Source organism: Pseudooceanicola sp. HF7 (genome assembly GCF_011806405.1).
Classification (GTDB): Bacteria; Pseudomonadota; Alphaproteobacteria; order Rhodobacterales; family Rhodobacteraceae; genus Pseudooceanicola.
The window spans coordinates 56,178-74,138 of the sequence record NZ_JAATOW010000011.1; the positions used below are offsets into that span (position 1 = coordinate 56,178).

Below are 17,961 nucleotides of genomic sequence, written 5' to 3' on the forward strand. Positions count from 1 at the left end.
GTGGAGAGGTTTGGAGATTTGTGAAGCCGTGCTGAGGCGTTCTGTCAATTGACGCTTTCAAGGAAACCGTGGCCCGGCGTTTCGGTGCGGCAATCGGAAACGTGGACACGGTCAGGATCGTGTGGGCCTGACCACGCCGTAGTCGCCGCAGAGGTCCGCGAGGACTGCGTGCAGAAGGGCGATGATTTCCGCACGCGGCGCCGCGGTCCTTTCGACGATGCCGATCTGGCGGGTCACCTGCGGAACGCCAAAGGCCAGGCGCATGATGTTCAGATCTTCGGGTTCCTGCAGGGCAACATGCGGCACGACCGAGATGCCCAGACCTTGCCGCACGCCCGTGACGATCGATCCGATGGTGTCGATTTCGGCCACGTCATTGGTGACGACGCCCAGACGGGACAGCTCCGTATCGATCAGGTTGGCCAGCGGCACGGCGCTTCGGAAACGGATATAGGGCCGCGTGTTCAACAATTCGATCGGGTCGCTCGCTTCCATGCCGCGCGGCACGATCAGCCAAAGCGGTTCACGCAGGAAGGGGCTCCAGCGCAAGGTGCTGGGAATCCCGAGGTGTTCCGCGACGATAGCAGCGTCCAGCCGTCCGCCGGCCACGTCCGCGATAAGGTTCGAGGACAAGGAAACTCGCAAGCTTGGCTTAAGGTCCGGATAGCTACCGCGCATCTGCACCATGGCGCGCGGCAGCAGGTTCAGCGCGCTTGAGCGGACAGACCCCAGCATCAACGTCCCGGCGATCTGGTCGCCGCGCAGGCTGGCCTTGGCATCCTCGGCGCGGCGCAGGATATCCCCGGCCATTTCAATGACCTGGAGCCCTTCCGGCGTGATCCGGGGCGGTCGCTTGGTGCGGTCGAAGATGGTCACGCGCAGCTCATCTTCCAGCGCGTGCACCTGCTGGCTGACGGCCGAGGGTGTCAGGCCGACAACGTCTGCCGCCTGGGCGAAGGTGCCGTGGGATTGAATGGCCAGAAGGGTCTTGAGTTGCCGCGTGTCCATGGTCTGATCCAGTTTTCCTAAATCTAATAACCAGAATTACGCGCTTTTGTGAAGCCATTCTTGGCGTTACGATATCCACCCAAGGAGGACACCCATAGCCGGTTCGGGAGACCGCTGTGGGCCAATTGAAAAACAGAGACACGAAATGGCGCGCCCCGAGGCTTCGGGACGCTATGGAGACATGTGCGATGAGCAAGACAATCCTGGTAACGGGACCCGACCTTGATCCGTCCGCCGCCCAGCTGGTGGCGGACCGCGGTTACCAGACGGTGCATACCCCGCCCTATGCCGACAGCGCGGTGATTTCCGACTATCTCCAGCAGACCGGCGCCGAGGGGATCGTATCGCGCATGGGCCGCCTGGACGCCGCCGTCATGGACGCGGCGCCGCAGCTCAAGGTGATTTCGAAGCACGGTGTCGGGGTTGATAATATCGACATCCAGGCCGCTGCCGATCGGGGCATCCCGGTGCTGGTCGCGACCGGAGCCAACGCCGTGTCCGTGGCCGAGCATGCCATCGCGCTGCTGCTGGCGACGGTCAAGCGTATCCTGCCACTGGATGCTGGCCTGCGGGCCGGGCGGTGGGAAAAGCCGGGCTTTTCCGGGCATGAGATTGCCGATTCGACCATGGGCCTGATGGGCATGGGCGCGATTGCACAGGCGACGGGCCGCATGGCCAAGGGGCTGGGGCTGCACCTGCTGGGCTATGACCCATATGCCCCCGACAATGCCTTTGAAGAGCTGGGCGTCACCCGCTGCGAGACGGTCGAGGACCTCTTGGCCGGCTCCGACATCCTGTCGCTGCATTGCCCGCTGACCGAACAGACGCGCGGCCTTCTGAACGCCGAAAGTATCGCGAAGATGCCGAAAGGCGCCTACGTGATCAACACCGCCCGTGGCGGGCTGATCGACGAGGAGGCGCTGGTCGCCGCGATCCAGAGCGGACATCTTGCAGGCGCGGGCCTCGACACTTTCGCGGTCGAGCCGCCCGCCGCCGACCATCCGTTTTTCGCCGTGCCGGAAATCGTGCTGACCCCGCATATCGGCGGCGTCACCCGTCAGGCCGGGGCGCGTGTCGGCGTCGATGCGGTGCGCGGGATCTTCCAGATCCTGGACGGCAAACCCGTCGCCCCCGAACGCATCATCAACCGAAAATTGCTGGCCGCCGCACAGTCCGAGCCGGCCAATATGGAGAAATGACCATGACCACCGGGTTCCGTATCCTCAAACGCGACCGCGTCGCTGATCCTGAGATCGTCGCCGAGTTCGCCAAGCTGCCCGTCGCCAACGTCTCTGACAGCATGTCGCGCATGACCGCTGCCGGTTCGCGCCTGCGCCCGATGCACACATCCGGCGGCATGGCGGGCGTTGCGCTCACCGTAAAGGCGCGTCCCGGCGACAACCTGATGCTGCACGCGGCCATCGATCGGGCGGTGCCCGGCGACGTGATCGTCGTCGATGCGGGCGGGGCGCTGGACAACGCGCTTATGGGCGAGCTGATGCTGGCCTATGCGATCAAGAAGGGCGTCGTCGGTTTCGTCATTGACGGCGCGATCCGCGACCTCGACAATTTCCGCGAAACCAACCTGCCCACCTGGGCGGCGGGCGTCACCCATCGCGGCCCCTACAAGGACGGCCCCGGAGAGGTGAACGTGCCCATCGCAATCGACGGCATGGTGATCAACCCCGGCGATATCGTCATCGGCGACAGCGACGGTGTGCTCTGCGTGCCGATTGACGGAGCCGAGACGATCCTGAAAGCTACTCAGGACAAGTCTGCGAAAGAAATTAAACAAATGGCAGACATCGAAGCCGGCACAAACGACCGGACCTGGGTCGACCGCGCCCTGAAAGAGCGTGGCTGTGCCCTGCCCGAAGACTGAAATACCCGCATGAAACGGAGGAGTAACATGCTTAATATCTTCAAGAAAACCGCCATCGCAGGTGCGATGATCCTGTCCGCAGGGGCGGCGCTGGCCGAGTATCCCGAAAAGCCCATCCAGGTGATCGTCGGGTATTCTGCCGGCGGCGGCACCGATGTCATGGCGCGCACCGCCGCGCCCTTCATCGAGAAGTACCTTGGCGACGGCGCAAGCCTTGTCGTCAAGAACATGCCCGGTGCCTCCGGCCAGATCGGCGTCACCGAGGCGGCCAATGCCGACCCGGATGGCTACACCCTGGGCACCTTCAACCTGCCGGGCATGATGGCGCGTACCATCGACCGCGAGGCGGAGTACGACCGCGACAGCTTTACCTACCTGGCCAACGTGGTGAACGATCCCAACGTCATCGTGACCTCCAAGGCCAGCGGGCTGGATACGCTGGACAAGCTTCTGGAAGAGGCCAAGGCCAATCCCCTGGCGATCACCGTCGGCATGTCGAGCCTGGGTGGCGATGACCACTTCGCGCTGATCAAGCTTGAGAAGGCGACCGATACGGAGTTCACCATCGTCCCGTTCAAGGGTTCTGCACCGGCACGTACCGCGCTGCTTGGCGGCCATGTCGCCATGGGTATCCTGAACATCTCGGAAGTGGCGGAATTCCAGGACCAGCTGAACGTCCTGGGCGTCGCCACCAATGAGCGTTCGCAATTCGCTCCCGACCTGCCGACCTTCAAGGAGCAGGGCCTTGACCTGGTGAACGGCTCCATGCGTGGCTTCATCGCGCCTGCCGGCCTGCCTGAAGACGTGCAAGCCAAGCTGATCGAGGCCTTCTCGCAGCTGTCTGACGATCAGGAATTCCTTGACGCCATGGCCGCGACCGCCAACCCGGTCGAAGTTGTGACCGGCGAGGAGTTCAAGCAGCTCACGTCCGATCTCTATGACCTCGCCAACGGCGTGTGGCAAACCACGCCCTGGAACTGAGGCCAACACGCGTGAGGGGGGAGTCTTCCTCCCTCACGCTGCCCAGTCCCTGAGGGCATCGCCCCTCAGACATCTCATCCCTCATACCGAAGGCAATCTCATGACCGAGAGCCGTAAATCCCGCCTGACAAGGCCCGAGACCCTGACTGCGGTCGGAATCATCTTGGTCGCTGCCGGGTTCCTTGTTCCCACCTATGATCTGCGCGCGATTTCCGCGCTGCTGCCTGCCGCCATGCTGATCGGCCTGATCGTGCTGTCGGTGATCCTGTTGCTTGCCGATCAGCGCAAGGCCAGCGCCGGCGAAGACGCCGAGCCCATGACCAAAGCGCCCAAGCGGGTGATTGGGGCCTTCCTGATGATCGTCAGCTACGCGCTAGCCTGCGATTTCGTCGGCTTCTACGTCAGCACCGCAATTACGATCCCGCTGGTCGCCTGGACCTTCGGCTATCGCAGCCCATTGGGCCTGCTGCTCGCGACCGTGATCGTCGTCGGCACCATCTGGGCGATCTTCGATTACGGGATGTCTCAGGACTTCCCCACTGGCCGTTTCTGGGGGCGTTGAACCATGTATTCTGATCTTCTCCATGCCCTGCCGGATGTCTTCGCCTGGACGAACTTTGCTGCTGTCGTGATCGGCGTGATCGCGGGCATCGTCGTCGGCGCCATGCCGGGCCTCTCGGCCACCATGGCGATCTCCGTCCTTGTTCCCTTCACCTTCGGGCTTGAGCCGCTTGTTGCGCTTGGCCTGATGGCGGGCATCTATAACGGTGCGATGTACGGCGGCGCCATTCCCGCCGTGCTTCTGCGCATCCCCGGCACGCCTGCCGCCGTCGCCACCACCTTTGACGGCTACCCGATGGCCCAGAAGGGCGAGGGCGGTTTCGCCCTGCAGGTCGCGGTCGTGTCCTCCTCCATCGGCGGTATCGCCTCGGCCTTTGCGCTGATGCTGCTGGCGCCGCCGCTGTCCAAGGTGACCCTGCTGTTCGGCCCGTCCGAGGTGTTCTGGGTTGCGGTCTTCGGCCTAGCCTCGATCATCTTCCTACTGGGCGGCAACCCGATCAAAGGCCTGATCTCGGCCTGTTTCGGGGTCTTCGTGTCGGTGATCGGCTCTGACCCGATCTATGGCAACGACCGCTTCACCTTTGGCCAGCTCGAAATGCTCGACGGCATCAACATCGTGATCCTGCTGGTCGGCCTTTATGCGCTGCCGCCGGTGATCGACCTGCTGGAAACGCCGCTCAAGACCGATGGTGTCAACAGCTCCAAGCTGGGGACCGAGCCGATCTGGAAGGCGCTGCCGCGTATGAAGTACTGGAAGACCTGGCTGCGCGGCTCTCTCCTTGGTATCTGGATCGGTATCCTGCCCGGCGCGGGCGGCTCCATGGCGGCCTTCATGTCCTACAACGAGGCGCGCCGCACCTCGAAGAACCCCGAGAAATGGGGCGAGGGCGAACCCGAGGGCGTTGCCGCCGCCGAGGTCGCCAACAACGCCGACACCGCATCGGCGCTGATCCCCGCGCTGACGCTGGGCATCCCGGGCACCGCCGTTGCGGCGGTCATGCTGGGCGGCCTGCTGGTGCATGGCCTGCAACCGGGGCCGATGCTGTTCCGCGACAACCCGGACATCGTCTTCGGCTTCATGTGGCAGTTCCTGTTCGGCGCGATCCTTCTGGTACTGCTGGGCGGCTCGCTGGCAACCAACAGCTTCGCCCGCCTGCTGAACCTGCCGCGGCCGCTTCTGGGGTCGGTGATCATCGTGCTCATGCTGATCGGCGTCTATTCGATCCATGGCCGCATGTTCGACGTCTACCTGATGCTTGGCTTCGGTGCGATCGGCTGGGTAATGGACAGGCTCAAGTTCCCGCTTCCCCCCGTCGTGCTGGGCCTGATCTTGGGCGGTTTCGCGGAAGAGAACCTGCGCCTTGCGCTGCGGATCGGACGCGGTGATCCGATGGTGCTGTTCCAGAACACCACCAGCCTGATCCTCGTGGCGCTGACCGTCGCCGTGGTTGTCGGCCCGACGCTGAAGAAGCGTTTCATCGACAGCCGCAAGAAAGCGTGATCGCGAGTCCGCATCATAAGGTCCGCGAGGATTGGCTGGCCCTGGGGCAGGAGGAGACTCTTGCCCCGGAGCAGCCGATCTTCGACTGCCATCACCACCTCTGGGACCGGCCCGAAGGGTGCTACCGGGCCAAGGAGCTGATGGCGGATGTTGGCGCGGGCCATGACGTGCTGGCGAGCCTTTATGTTCAATGCCGCACCGGCTATCGCGACCACGGCCCCGAAAGCTTGCGCCCGGTGGGCGAGGTCGAAACCGTGCTGGACTGGACGCGCGGGCAGGATCGGTTTCCGGCGGGCATCGTCGCCATGGCGGACCTGCAACTGGGCGACGCCGTGCGCCCGGTGCTCGACTCGCTGACCGAGGCGGGGCAGGGCAGGGTGGTCGGGATCCGCAACACCACCGCCTGGCACACAGATCCGGCCGTGCGCTCCAATCCCAACCCTCCTCCTGCTGGCCTTTTGCAGACAAGCGCCTTTATCGACGGCGCCCGGGCGCTGGCCACCTATGGTCTGACGCTCGACGTCTGGGCCTACCAGACGCAACTGGACGAGGTCCGCGCCCTGGCCGAGGCCGTGCCGGAGCTGACCGTCATCGTCGACCACTGCGGCGGCCCGCTTGGCGTTGGCCCGCACGACCGCTTCGACACAGAGAATTTCCGCGCCTGGCGCGACGCGCTGGCCCCTGTCGCCGCGCTGCCCAACACGCGCATCAAGATCGGTGGCTTCGGCCTGGGCGTCTTTGGCTGGCGCTACGCAGACGCGGCGCTGCCACCGCATTCCGAGACACTGGCGCAGGATTGGCGCCCTTGGGTCGAGACATGTCTCGACCTCTTCGGGCCGAACCGCGCCATGTTCGAAAGCAACTTCCCCGTGGACAAGGGGCAGGTCGGCTATCGGACGCTGTGGAACGCTTTCAAGTGCCTTGCCGCTCGGCTGAGCCGGGGCGAACGCGATGACCTGTTCTGGCGCAGCGCGGCGCGGACCTACGGCATCGGCGACCAGATTTTCGCACATGACACTGGGAGGATACCGTCATGAAAACACCCCTTACCGCGCTTGCGCTGGCCCTCACGGCCACCGCTGCATTCGCCGAATACCCCGACAAGCCGGTCGAGGTGGTCGTCGGCTATTCCGCCGGTGGCGGCACCGACGTGATGGCGCGCACCGTGGCGCAATTCCTTGAACAGGAACTGGGCGATGGCGCATCCGTCGTGGTCAAGAACATGCCCGGCGCCGGTGGCCAGATCGGCTTTACCGAGGTTTCCGAGGCCGCGCCCGATGGCTACACGCTGGGCACCTTTAACCTGCCTGCGGCCCTTGCCCTGACCAAGGACCGCGCGGCGGATTACGATCTGGACAGCTTCACCTACCTCGCGAATTTCGTTGAAGATCCGAACACGATCACCGTCGCCGCCACGTCCAAGTTCGAGACGCTGGGTGAGCTTCTGGACGCGGCGAAGGCTGATCCCGGCGCGATCACGCTGGGGCTGTCGAGCCTTGGCGGCAACGACCATTTCGCCGCCAACATGATGCAGGAGGCAAGCGGCGCGGAATTCACGCTGGTGCCGTTCAAGGGTGCATCGAACGCGCGCACCGCGATCATGGGGGGCCATGTGGCCGCAGGAACCATGACGCTGGGCCAGACCTCGAACTTCCCCGATGATCTGCGCGTGCTGGCGGTGCTGGCCGACGAACGCTCTGCCTTCCGCCCGGATGTGCCGACCGCAAAGGAACTGGGCTATGACGTGCAGATGTCGTCCCTGCGCGGCATCGTCGCCCCCGCTGGGCTTGACGAAGCGACGACAGAGCAGCTGCTTCGCGCGCTGAGCGCCGTCAACGAGAACCCCGACTTCCAGGCGATGATGGCCGAGCAGGGCAACCCGATCGCTTTCATGGCAGGCGATGATTTCGCGGAAACCGCCGCCAAGCAGGACGGTATCGCGGCCCAAATCTGGGCCGAAACGCCCTGGAAGTAAGACCGCTGCACCAGAAAGACCCCACTGAATTTCGGGAGGAGAACAGTATGAAATACGTGACAGGCACCGCACTTGCGGCCGCGCTGCTGCTTGGCGCGCTGCCGGCATCAGCCGAGAGCGATCCTGAACTGTCGGCGCGCCATGTGGCCGCTGCAGAAGCCGCCGCGGGAGAGGACTTTGCGCATGTGCTGGGCCATTGCAAGAAGATCGGCAAATCCTTCACCATTCCCCATGACAAGGGGCACGAGATGCTGGAGCGCCTGGTCGGCAAGGGCGAGGTGCGGTCCACGGCAATCTTCGACAACCTGGTCTTCCTTGGCACGTCCTGGACCACGGCCTGGGCGATCCCCACATCCGATGGCATCATCCTGATCGACGCGCTCAACAACGAAGACGAGGCCAAGCGCTTCATCGAAGACGGGCTGCGCGAGGTCGGGCTTGATCCGGCGGACATCAAGAAGATCGTGGTCTCCCATGCGCATGGGGACCACTACGGCGGTGCCGGCTACCTGCAGGAAAAATACGGTGCCGAAGTCATCATGTCGGAGACCGACTGGCAGGAGCTGGAGAAAGACGAGCTTCAGTTCGATGATCCGCTGTGGGGCCGTCCGCCGGAGCGCGATGTGAGCGTTGGCGATGGCGACACGGTGACGCTGGGCGATACGACGATCACCCTGCTGGAAACGCCGGGCCACACGCCCGGGACCCTGTCGACCATCGTTCCGCTGACGGACGATGGCGAGGCGCACAAGGCGATCATCTGGGGTGGCAACGGGCTGAACTTCGGGCCGAACGCCGCGCAATTTGTTCAGATGATCGAGTCGGAGCGCCGCCTTGCGGCGATGGCGGGGGAGGAAGGCTTTGACGTGTTCCTGTCGAACCACAAGACCCTTGATGCGAGCTACACCAAACTCGACGCCATGGAAGCCGGGGCCGAAGGCAATCCCTTTGTCATCGGGTCGGACCAGGTGGAGCGGGCCTTTACAGCGATGAGCCATTGCGTCGCCGCGCAGCTGGCAAGCTTCGATCCAGAGGCCGTTCCAGCCGACTGAAACACCACGGAACGGGCCGCAATGCCCGTCCCGACACTTTTAAACCGGAGGAAATCATGACCATCAAAACCCTCGGCGCCGCTGCGCTGATCGCCGCGTCCGCCACCGTCGCACATGCCGACGACTGGACCGCCTACACCTATTCGTCCGTCTCGACGACCTCTGCCGTCAAGGGCATGAAACGCATCGTCGACCGCGTCGGGGAAGACACCGACCTGACCATCGACCTGCACCTTGGCAAGACCTTGCAGATTGCGTCCTCCGACATCACCCAGGCCGTGGGCGATGGCATCATCGACATGGCGGCGGATTTCTTCTTCTCAGGCAGCGTGCCGATCGCGCGGGTGCTGAACCTGCCGATGCTGATCGAGAACGACGAGGAATGGGCCAAGGCCTACGAAGCGATGGAACCGACGCTGGACGAGGCTTTCGCACAGCAGGGCGTCGTGCTGCTGGGCGGCTACCGCTACCCCGAGCAGACGATCTTCACCACGTTTGAGATCAACTCTCTGGCAGACCTCGAAGGTCACAAGATCCGCGTGACCTCGCCCGAGCAGGGCAAGTTCATCGAGATGTTCGGCGGCGCGCCGATCACCCTGTCGGGCTCCGAAGTGCCGACCTCGCTGGAACGCGGCGTGATCGAGGGCGTGCTGACCGCCTCTGCCGGCGGTGCGAAGAACTGGCACGAGTTCCTGCCCTACAACTACCGCTTCGCGGTCAACTACGGCAACTCGATGATCATCGCCAACCAGGACAGCTTCGACGCGCTCTCCGAAGACACCCAAGCCAAGCTGCGCGAGATCGTCGCCGAAGAAGGCCCCGCGACCACCGCGGCCTTCCTTGAGGACGAGGAAGCTCAGAAAGCCTCGCAATCCGAGGCCGGCATGACCCTGGTCGACGCGGCCGATGGCGACGCCGAGATGGCGGGCGAAAAGCTGGCACCGTTCTGGGAAAGCTGGGCCGAGGACAACGGGCCGGAGTATGTCGAAGCCCTGGCCACCGTACGCGAAGCCATCGGTAAGTAAGATGCAGACGCAGAGCAGAACGGGGCCGGCATCGGCCGGCCCCATTTTCGACGTGGCCGCCCGGATTACCGGCGCGGCCACTGGCACGGTCCTCGTGGCGCTGGTCTCGCTGGTCTGCCTCGAGGCGCTGCTGCGCGGCGGGTTCAACTACTCGCTGGGCTTTGCCGAGGAGCTGACGGGCTACGGCGTTGTCTTCATGACGTTTTTCGGCGCGGCACTGGCCTTGCGCGGATCCGCGATGTTCCAGGTCCATTTCCTGCTGGACGCCTGGCCCGAGGGCACGCGCCGCTGGCTGATCCGCGTCTTCGCGCTGATCGCGCTGGTGATCTGCGTGATCCTTGCGTGGAAGACGAAGGACCTGACGCTGTCCTCCTTCTCACGCGGCAAGTTTGCCCCGACCGTCCTGCGTACCCCGCTGTGGATCCCGCAGATCATGCTGCCGCTCGGCTTCTCCGTGCTGGCGTTTTTCCTGGTCGAGCAGCTGCTGCTGACCTTCCGCAAATCCGAGGAAGACTAAATGGAAGCGATCCTCGCCTTCGGCCTGCTGATTGGCCTGATCATGGGCGGCATGTGGGTGCAATTCGCCGTCGCCGGGGCAGGGCTGACCTATATCTGGCTGCTCAAGGGCTTTGCCGGCTGGAAAGCGCTTGGCCTTGTCAGCTGGGGCGCCGCCAACAGCTTCACCCTCGCCGCCATCCCGCTCTTCGTGTTGATGGCCGAGATCCTGCTGGGCTCGGGCCTGTCGACGCGGCTTTACAATGGCGTCGCGCCCTTCATGCGGCGGCTGCCGGGCGGCCTGCTGCACACCAACATCGCGGGCAGTGGCATCTTCGCGGCGATCTCGGGCGGCTCTGCCCCGACGGCCGCTGCCATGTCCACCGTCGCCCTGCCGGAATTGTCCGCGCGCGGCTACAACAAGCGCCTCGTCGCCGGGTCGCTGGCCGCGGGCGGCACGCTGGGCATCCTGATCCCGCCGTCGATCACCATGATCATTTACGCCACCTTCACCGAGACCTCGATCGCGCGCCTCTTTGCTGCCGGTCTCGTGCCGGGGATCGTGCTGGCGCTGTGCTACATGGGCTTCATCATGGCACGTGTGCTGATCAATCCCAAGCTGGCGCCGAAGATCGAAACAAAGGCAAGTGCCGGCGATCTGGGCCGCGCGCTTCTGGACATCGTGCCCTTCCTGATGCTGATCTTCATCGTCCTTGGCAGCATCTACGGCGGTTTCGCCACCCCGACCGAGGCCGGGGCCGTGGGCACCGTCGGCGCCATCCTGATCGCCGGGATCTATCGCAAGCTCGGCCTGAAACTGCTCAAGGACGCGCTGTCGCGCACCGCCTCGATGAGCGGCAACATCCTGTTCATCGTCTTCACCTCGATGATCTTTGCCTATGCCACCGCGCTGTCGGGCATCGGTGAGGATCTTGTCGGCATGCTGCAAGAGGCCAATGTTTCGCGCCTGACCTTCCTGCTGATCATCATGGTAGTCTTCGCGATCCTTGGCTGCTTCATGGAAGGGCTGGGCATGATCGCGATCATCGTGCCGGTGATCTTCCCGGCGCTGATGGCGATGGACGTGGACCCGATCTGGTTCGGCGTCTTCGTGGTGATCCTGGTCGAGCTGGGCCAGCTGACCCCGCCGCTGGGCGTGATCCTGTTCGTCGTCGCCTCCTCGTCGAAAGACGTGAAGGTAGAGGACGTGATCATGGGCACCTTGCCCTTCTTCCTCATCATCGTCGCCTTCATGCTGCTGTTGATCGGCGTGCCCGACATCGCGCTGTTCCTGCCGGAGTTCACGTTCGGATGACCCACACCTATCCTTTCCCCGAGCCGGTCGTCATCGACGCCGAGGTCTTCACCGAGCTGCCCGCCGCGTTGCGTCGCACCGGCCAGCCGTCCTATTGGGCGGAAAAGAACCGGCGCGGGGCCCCTGCGGACAGTTTCCTTGAAGGGCCGTCGTTCGATACCGATGGGAACCTGTGGTTCGTCGACATTCCGTTCGGGCGGGTGTTCCGCGCGGATCCTGCGGGCGAGATCACCCAGATCGCGGAGTATGACGGTCAGCCCAACGGGCTGAAGATCCACCGCGACGGGCGGATCTTCCTGGCAGATTACCAGAACGGCATCATGCTGCTGGATCCCGCCACGGGGGCCGTGACCAAGGCGCTTGGCGATGCCGATACCGAAAGCTTCAAGGGCTGCAACGATCTGCATTTCGGACGCGACGGGGCGCTCTATTTCACCGATCAGGGCCAGACCGGGCTGCAGGACCCCACGGGGCGGGTGTGGAAATGGCAACCCGAGACCGGCGCGCTGACCTGCCTGATCGACAAGGTGCCCAGCCCCAACGGTCTGGTGCTGGACCTGGCCGAACACGTGCTGTTTCTGGCCGTGACGCGGGCCAATGCCGTCTGGCGTCTGCCCATGTCGCCGAGCGGGCGCGTCAACAAGGCCGGTCTGTTCATCCAGTTTTCCGGTGGCCGGGCAGGGCCGGATGGGCTTGCCCTGACGTCCGATGGCGGCGTGGTGGTGTGCCAGACCGGCATGGGTCTTGTCTGGGTGCATGACGTGCTGGGCCGGCCCATCGCCGTGGTGCGCAGCCCTCGCGGGCTTGGCACGACCAACTGCGCCTTTGGCGGGCCCGAGGGGCGCACCCTGTTCATCACTGAAAGCGACAGCGGCAGCATCCTGAAAGCAGAGCTGCCCGGCGGCCTTGGGATACAGGGCGCGCCGATGTTCTCGGGACACGGGGCGTCGGACTAAGACCTTTCAAGAAACGAAATCGGTGAGGAGGAAACCGTGAGAGACAATTTTCTGAGGGTCGTTGGGGCCGCGTCGCTACTGGCGTTGGCGGCAGGAACCGCCCAAGCGCAGAACAGGGCCAGCTTTTCTGAGGTTCCGGAGGACGCCTGGTTCAGCTTTGCCCCTGTCAGCCCGGCCATGGATTGTGCTTCGATCGGGGGGCTTGCTCTTGATGAGGTAACATTCCTGAAGGCCACCGCCATCGACGATGGTGACGCGCCCACCTTTTGCCGCGTCGAAGGTATCATTCGCCCTGAGATCAAGTTCGAGATCGCGCTGCCCAATACCTGGAACCGGCGTCTCTACATGTTCGGGAACGGCGGCTACGCGGGCCGCGATCTGTCCAGCCCCCAGCGGGTCGCCAATCGGGACGCGGCCGTAAAGAACGGGTTCATGTCGGTGCAACAGAACACCGGGCACGACGACCGCACCGACCCCTTGGGCACCTTTGCCAACGGGAATCTCGAAAAACTCGTGGACTATTCGCATCGCGCCGTCCACGTCACCGTGAACACCGCCAAGGCGCTGGCCGAAGTTTATTATTCGGACAGGCCCTCCTACTCCTACTGGGACGGATGCTCGACCGGCGGGCGCCAGGGCCTGATGTCCGCACAGCGCTACCCCACGGATTTCGATGGGATCGTGGCCGGCGCACCGGTTCTGGAATTCAACAACACCCAGCTGTGGAACGTCTACAACGCCCAGCAACTTCTGAAGGGTCCGCTGTCCTATGACCAGCTTCCGGTTCTGGCCGAAGCCGTGATGGGAAAATGCGACGCTGCGGATGGGCTGGAAGACGGGCTGATCGCCGATCCGCGTCAGTGCAACTTCGACCCTGCGACCGATCTGCCGCGCTGTGAGGGCGAGGCGGGCGGGACCTGTTTCACGGATGATCAGATTGCCGCCGTGCAGGGCATCCACGAAGGTGTCATGGTCGACGGCGAACAGGTCTATCCCGGTGTGCAATGGGGTGTGGACGGGATCGACACCAACGGCAACAGCGGCTGGAAGGCCTGGATGGTCACCGAAGAAGGCCAAAGCCGCCAGCTGGCCTATGGCGAAACCTACGTGCAGAACATCGCTCTGCTGCCGAAACGCGGCACCGACATCGATTGGCGGACCTTCGACATCCCGGCCAACTTCGGTGACGTCCAGATGGCCCGCGACCTGCTGGACGCCAACCAGCCCGACCTGTCCGAGTTCGAACGCCAGGGCGGACGCATGATCACCTATTTCGGCTGGTCCGACCCAGCGCTCAATCCGATGATGGGCGTGAACTACTACGAGGACGTCCGCGAAACGATGGGGGCTGAGCGCACCTCCGAGTTCTACCGCCTGTTCATGGCACCGGGCATGTTCCATTGCCGCGCAGGCTATGGGCCGGACAGGTTCGATGCCATGGTGCCACTGATCAAATGGGTCGAAACCGGCGAGGCACCCGAACAGATCGTCGCGCGCCAGGTCAAGGACGGGGAAACCCTGCGCAGCCGCCCGCTGTGCCCCTATCCGCAGGTTGCCATGTATTCGGGCGAGGGAGACGAGACCGAAGCGACCAGCTTCGAATGCGCGCTTCCGGAGTAAATTGAGGAAATCAAATACCTCTTACCGGGCGGAGTCACGCCGCCCGGGGAATACGAAACCCGCACCATTTATAATGCCGCATGGGTCCGGTGGCGGTGCTCTTCGTGGTTCACGGGCACCCTGACACGACCGTTCGGCTTTTTTCGCGCGCTGCGTTCCGCAGACTGACTGCCAGGATTCCTAGACCCGGTGCAGCACGCCCAAACTGATTTCGGACAGGCTCCGCAAGCCCAAAAGGCCCAGATTTCGCGTGATTTCGGTCTTCATGATCTCTGCCGCGCGCTCGACCATTGGCTGGCCGCCCAGCGTTGCCGCGTAGAGAAACGGACGCCCCACCAGCACCATGTCCGCGCCAAGCGCCAGCGCCTTGATCACATCGGTGCCGCGCCGCATGCCGCCGTCGATCAGCAGCGCCATGTCGCCCGCCTGCGCCCGCGCCTCCGGCAGGATGCGCAGTGGTGAGATGGCGTAATCCAGCTGCCGCCCGCCATGGTTCGACAGGACCACCGCGTCACAGCCAAGCGTGCTGGCCTGCGCCACGTCGGTGGGCGCGATCACGCCTTTCAGTACCAGCTTGCCGGGCCAGAGGTCGCGCATCAGCGCTAGGTGATCCCAATTCAGGTGATCCTTGCGCCCGAAATCCCGTGCCGCCTGTTTCGAGATGATCGGCGCGCCGCGCACGGCATCGGAATTCTCGAAATGTGGCATGCCACGCATCAGCGTGGGCAGGAAGGTGCCCAGCACCCAACGGGGCTTGATGGCGAAGTCCCAGATCAGCCGTGGCCTGATCTTGAGCGGGGTAGAGAAGCCCGCGCGCAGGTTGTTCTCGCGGTTGGCCAGAACGGCGGTGTCGGCTGTCAGCACCAGCGTGCCGAAACCTGCCGCCCGTACCCGGGCGATCAGGGCGCGGATGCGGTCCTCCTCGCCGGGCAGATAGGCTTGGAACCATGCTTTGGGGTTGGCCTTCACGACGTCTTCCATGCGGGTCAGGGACGACCCGGAGAGCACGAAGGGCAGTCCCGCCGCCGCAGCCGCGCGGGCGAGGGCCAGGTCCCCGTCGCGGGCCATCAGTGCCGAAAGGCCCATCGGTGCGATGCCGAAGGGTGCCGTGTAGCTCTCTCCCAGCAGGGCGCAGGCAGTGGAGCGCCCCTCGACCCCACGCAGCACGTTCGGCACCAGCCGCCAGGCGTCCAGCGCATCGCGGTTGTCCTGCCTTGCCGCGCCCGTCTCAGCCGAACCCGACACGTAGCCGAAGAGCGGGCGGGGCAGGCGCCGCCGCGCAGCAGGTTCGAAGTCATCCAGAGTCAGCAGCATCAGAAACCGTAGAGCCTTTCGGGATTGTCCCACATGCACCGCGTGAAGGTATCTTGGCTCAACGCCCCGCGGCACAGCTCCAGCATGGGCGGAATTTCTGGCACCGGCTCGGGGGTCATCACATGGGGCCAATCGCTGCCCCAGATGATCTGGTCGGGGAAACCTGCGCCGAGGCGTTCGATCAGCGCGCTCAGGTCGGCGTAGTGCCCGATATCGCTGCTGACCCGCGTGGGAGACAGCTTGGCCCAGACGCGACCCGTCTCGAGCAAGCGGAACAGGGGATCCGGTGCGGCAGGATCGACATGGCCCATATGGTCCAGAACCAGCCGCAGCCCCTCGGGCAGATCGGCCACCATATCGGCAAGCCGGTCAAAGCTGCGCGGCTCTGTGTTCAGCTCGATATGCCAGCCGACCTCCGCCACGCGTTTCGCAAGTCCGGGAAGCTGGTCAAGCGCGCTGTGCCCAAGCCTTGCACGGTCCTGAATGCGGGTCGCGCGGATGCCGGCGGCGTGCAGCGCTTGCAGGTCGGCATCGGCGTCGATCATCGTAACGCCGCGTAGTGCGACGGGGCCGTCGCTGCTCAGGACCTCTACCAAGCGGCTGTTGTCCGTTCCATCGACCGAGGCCTGCACCACCACCGCGCGACGCACGCCCAGTGGCGCGGCCTCGTCCATATAGTCGCGGATGTCGCGGGCGGGCGGGACATAGGCGCCGGTCTGCGGGCCCTCGGTCTTGGCAAAGGAATGGAGGTGGCAATCGGTGATCATGTGCGGGTCTTTTTCAGGCTGAAGAACAGGCTGATGGCCAGCGACAGCACGATCAGCGCCACGAGGCCGATGGTGATGGGAGAGCCCACGAAGATGCCATATCCACCGCCAGAGGTCAGCAGCGCCTGCCGCAGGCTCTGTTCGAACGGCGCGCCAAGGATCAACCCGATCAGCAGTGGCGGCAGGGGGAAGTTCGCCCGGCGGAACAGGAAGCCCAGCACGCCCGCGCCCAGCATCACCCAGACGTCGAACAGGCTGTTGTTCACCGAAAACGCGCCGAAGATGGCGAGGATCGTGATCGCAGGCAGCAGGTGGCGCGGCTGGATGCGGGTCACGTGGATCGCCACGCGGAAGAATAGCAGGCCAAGGATCACCGTTGGAATGGACGACAGCAGAAGCGCCTCGAAGATGGCGTAGACCTCCAGCCCGTGGTCGCGGAACAGGAACGGCCCCGGTGCCAGCCCGTGCAGCATGAAGGCGCCAAGGATCACCGCCGTCACCGCATCGCCAGGGATCCCCAGTGCCAGCGTCGGCACCAGCGCGCCGCCGGTCACGGCATTATTTGCGGCCTCGGGGGCGGCGACACCCTCGGGCGCGCCCTTGCCGAACGCATCCGGATCGGCAGAGCGCGAGCGGGCGAGGCTATAGCTCATGAAGGCGGGTACGGTGGAGCCGATCCCCGGCAGGATGCCGACAAAGGTGCCGATGAGCGAGGACAGGAACAGTGTCATCCGCATCCGCCACAGTTCGACGAACTTCACGACAGAGCTTTTCAGGGGCGGTACCTCGACATCGCCCACCAACGTTTCACGGTCGAAGGCCTGCAAGAGCACCTCGGACATGGCGAAAAGGCCGATCAGCACGGGGATCAGCTGGAACCCGTTTTCAAATGCGAAGGATCCGAAGGTAAAGCGCGGTGTGCCGCTGATCGGGTCAAGCCCGACGATCCCTGCGCAGGCACCCACGAGAACCATGATCAGTGCGTCGAGCTTCGATCCGCCGCCGAACAGCACGATGACCAGCAGAGCGAACAGCATCAGCATCGCCATCTCGGCCGGGCCGAAGTCGAGGGCAAAGCGCGCCAGGGGTTCGGCCAAGGCCATCAGGACGATGCAGCTGAAGATGTTGCCAATGACGCTGGCATAGAGGGCAAAGCGCAGCGCCCTGCCGCCCTCGCCACGGCGTGCCATGGCGAAACCGTCGATGGCCGTCGCCGCAGAGGACGGCGTGCCCGGCACGTTCAGAAGCACAGCCGAGATCGACCCGCCGAAGATCGCGCCCTGGTAGACACCCAGCAGCAGGATGATCGCCGGGATCGGCTGCATCGAGAAGGTGACCGGGATCAGCAGCGCGATGGCCATGGTCGGGCCAAGGCCGGGGATCGCCCCGATGATGACCCCCGATGTGATCCCGACAAGCGCGGCGACCAGCACCCAGAGGTTCAGAAGTTCGAGAAAGGCATCGACAAGCACGGCCTGCGCTCCTTTGAGGTCTGGAATGGATGGGCAG

At 64.3% G+C, this 17,961-nt stretch carries 17 protein-coding genes; 13 read left to right on the forward strand and 4 right to left on the reverse strand.

The annotated features are described in order from the left end of the window. Positions 1–111: 111 nt before the first annotated feature. Entirely contained in the window at positions 112–1,008 is an 897-nt protein-coding gene (locus HCZ97_RS08495; protein WP_167688271.1) for a LysR family transcriptional regulator, read from the reverse strand. A 188-nt stretch (positions 1,009–1,196) separates the two neighbouring features. On the opposite strand from HCZ97_RS08495, the gene HCZ97_RS08500 reads away from it, so the two are divergent. From HCZ97_RS08500 to HCZ97_RS08560, 13 genes are all read left to right on the forward strand, one after another. Next, positions 1,197–2,207 (forward strand): hydroxyacid dehydrogenase, encoded by a 1,011-nt coding sequence (locus HCZ97_RS08500; RefSeq protein WP_167688272.1) that lies wholly within the window; start codon positions 1,197–1,199, stop codon positions 2,205–2,207. After that, the gene (locus HCZ97_RS08505) at positions 2,204–2,890 is read left to right on the forward strand and encodes an RraA family protein (protein WP_167688273.1); all 687 of its coding nucleotides are present in this window, start codon (positions 2,204–2,206) and stop codon (positions 2,888–2,890) included. Before HCZ97_RS08500 ends, HCZ97_RS08505 begins: the two co-directional genes overlap by 4 nt. A gap of 27 nt (positions 2,891–2,917) precedes the next feature. Further along, positions 2,918–3,871 (forward strand): tripartite tricarboxylate transporter substrate binding protein, encoded by a 954-nt coding sequence (locus HCZ97_RS08510; protein ID WP_167688274.1) that lies wholly within the window; start codon positions 2,918–2,920, stop codon positions 3,869–3,871. A gap of 100 nt (positions 3,872–3,971) precedes the next feature. Then, positions 3,972–4,433, forward strand: coding sequence for a tripartite tricarboxylate transporter TctB family protein (locus HCZ97_RS08515; protein ID WP_167688275.1), 462 nt, complete (start codon positions 3,972–3,974; stop codon positions 4,431–4,433). 3 nt (positions 4,434–4,436) lie between these two features. Then, positions 4,437–5,933, forward strand: a complete 1,497-nt coding sequence (locus HCZ97_RS08520) for a tripartite tricarboxylate transporter permease (protein ID WP_167688276.1) — start codon at positions 4,437–4,439, stop codon at positions 5,931–5,933. Beyond that, positions 5,930–6,970, forward strand: a complete 1,041-nt coding sequence (locus tag HCZ97_RS08525) for an amidohydrolase family protein (protein WP_167688277.1) — start codon at positions 5,930–5,932, stop codon at positions 6,968–6,970. Before HCZ97_RS08520 ends, HCZ97_RS08525 begins: the two co-directional genes overlap by 4 nt. Further along, positions 6,967–7,908 (forward strand): tripartite tricarboxylate transporter substrate binding protein, encoded by a 942-nt coding sequence (locus HCZ97_RS08530; protein WP_167688278.1) that lies wholly within the window; start codon positions 6,967–6,969, stop codon positions 7,906–7,908. Before HCZ97_RS08525 ends, HCZ97_RS08530 begins: the two co-directional genes overlap by 4 nt. A 47-nt stretch (positions 7,909–7,955) precedes the next feature. Next, positions 7,956–8,960, forward strand: coding sequence for an MBL fold metallo-hydrolase (locus HCZ97_RS08535; protein WP_167688279.1), 1,005 nt, complete (start codon positions 7,956–7,958; stop codon positions 8,958–8,960). A 56-nt stretch (positions 8,961–9,016) separates the two neighbouring features. Further along, positions 9,017–9,985 carry a TRAP transporter substrate-binding protein DctP gene (gene dctP, locus HCZ97_RS08540; protein WP_167688280.1) on the forward strand — a complete coding sequence of 323 codons (969 nt, stop codon included), beginning with the start codon at positions 9,017–9,019 and terminating at the stop codon, positions 9,983–9,985. Between the two features lies 1 nt (position 9,986). Continuing rightward, complete coding sequence (locus tag HCZ97_RS08545; RefSeq protein ID WP_167688281.1) at positions 9,987–10,502, forward strand: TRAP transporter small permease; 516 nt, start codon at positions 9,987–9,989, stop codon at positions 10,500–10,502. Then, entirely contained in the window at positions 10,503–11,795 is a 1,293-nt protein-coding gene (locus HCZ97_RS08550; protein ID WP_167688282.1) for a TRAP transporter large permease, read from the forward strand. Beyond that, the gene (locus HCZ97_RS08555) at positions 11,792–12,751 is read left to right on the forward strand and encodes an SMP-30/gluconolactonase/LRE family protein (RefSeq protein WP_167688283.1); all 960 of its coding nucleotides are present in this window, start codon (positions 11,792–11,794) and stop codon (positions 12,749–12,751) included. Before HCZ97_RS08550 ends, HCZ97_RS08555 begins: the two co-directional genes overlap by 4 nt. Before the next feature lie 36 nt (positions 12,752–12,787). Beyond that, positions 12,788–14,371, forward strand: a complete 1,584-nt coding sequence (locus HCZ97_RS08560; protein ID WP_167688284.1) for a tannase/feruloyl esterase family alpha/beta hydrolase — start codon at positions 12,788–12,790, stop codon at positions 14,369–14,371. Between the two features lie 180 nt (positions 14,372–14,551). Here the strand turns inward: HCZ97_RS08560 and HCZ97_RS08565 are convergent, their stop codons facing one another. From HCZ97_RS08565 to HCZ97_RS08575, 3 genes are read right to left on the reverse strand one after another with little or no spacing between them, the layout of a single operon-like run. Next, entirely contained in the window at positions 14,552–15,685 is a 1,134-nt protein-coding gene (locus tag HCZ97_RS08565; protein WP_167688285.1) for an alpha-hydroxy acid oxidase, read from the reverse strand. Next, positions 15,685–16,452 (reverse strand): amidohydrolase, encoded by a 768-nt coding sequence (locus tag HCZ97_RS08570; protein WP_167688286.1) that lies wholly within the window; start codon positions 16,450–16,452, stop codon positions 15,685–15,687. Before HCZ97_RS08570 ends, HCZ97_RS08565 begins: the two co-directional genes overlap by 1 nt. Further along, a complete protein-coding gene (locus HCZ97_RS08575; protein WP_167688287.1) occupies positions 16,449–17,924 on the reverse strand; it encodes a tripartite tricarboxylate transporter permease in 1,476 nt (491 codons plus the stop codon). Before HCZ97_RS08575 ends, HCZ97_RS08570 begins: the two co-directional genes overlap by 4 nt. Positions 17,925–17,961: the final 37 nt, after the last annotated feature.

Bases quoted from the DNA above. Each gene is read 5' to 3' on its own strand.
- dctP (WP_167688280.1), top strand. From the start codon at position 9,017: ATGACCATCAAAACCCTCGGCGCCGCTGCGCTGATCGCCGCGTCCGCC.
- HCZ97_RS08495 (WP_167688271.1), bottom strand. From the start codon at position 1,008: ATGGACACGCGGCAACTCAAGACCCTTCTGGCCATTCAATCCCACGGC.
- HCZ97_RS08515 (WP_167688275.1), top strand. From the start codon at position 3,972: ATGACCGAGAGCCGTAAATCCCGCCTGACAAGGCCCGAGACCCTGACT.
- HCZ97_RS08545 (WP_167688281.1), top strand. From the start codon at position 9,987: ATGCAGACGCAGAGCAGAACGGGGCCGGCATCGGCCGGCCCCATTTTC.
- HCZ97_RS08570 (WP_167688286.1), bottom strand. From the start codon at position 16,452: ATGATCACCGATTGCCACCTCCATTCCTTTGCCAAGACCGAGGGCCCG.
- HCZ97_RS08520 (WP_167688276.1), top strand. From the start codon at position 4,437: ATGTATTCTGATCTTCTCCATGCCCTGCCGGATGTCTTCGCCTGGACG.
- HCZ97_RS08500 (WP_167688272.1), top strand. From the start codon at position 1,197: ATGAGCAAGACAATCCTGGTAACGGGACCCGACCTTGATCCGTCCGCC.
- HCZ97_RS08565 (WP_167688285.1), bottom strand. From the start codon at position 15,685: ATGCTGCTGACTCTGGATGACTTCGAACCTGCTGCGCGGCGGCGCCTG.
- HCZ97_RS08505 (WP_167688273.1), top strand. From the start codon at position 2,204: ATGACCATGACCACCGGGTTCCGTATCCTCAAACGCGACCGCGTCGCT.
- HCZ97_RS08535 (WP_167688279.1), top strand. From the start codon at position 7,956: ATGAAATACGTGACAGGCACCGCACTTGCGGCCGCGCTGCTGCTTGGC.
- HCZ97_RS08555 (WP_167688283.1), top strand. From the start codon at position 11,792: ATGACCCACACCTATCCTTTCCCCGAGCCGGTCGTCATCGACGCCGAG.
- HCZ97_RS08550 (WP_167688282.1), top strand. From the start codon at position 10,503: ATGGAAGCGATCCTCGCCTTCGGCCTGCTGATTGGCCTGATCATGGGC.
- HCZ97_RS08510 (WP_167688274.1), top strand. From the start codon at position 2,918: ATGCTTAATATCTTCAAGAAAACCGCCATCGCAGGTGCGATGATCCTG.
- HCZ97_RS08530 (WP_167688278.1), top strand. From the start codon at position 6,967: ATGAAAACACCCCTTACCGCGCTTGCGCTGGCCCTCACGGCCACCGCT.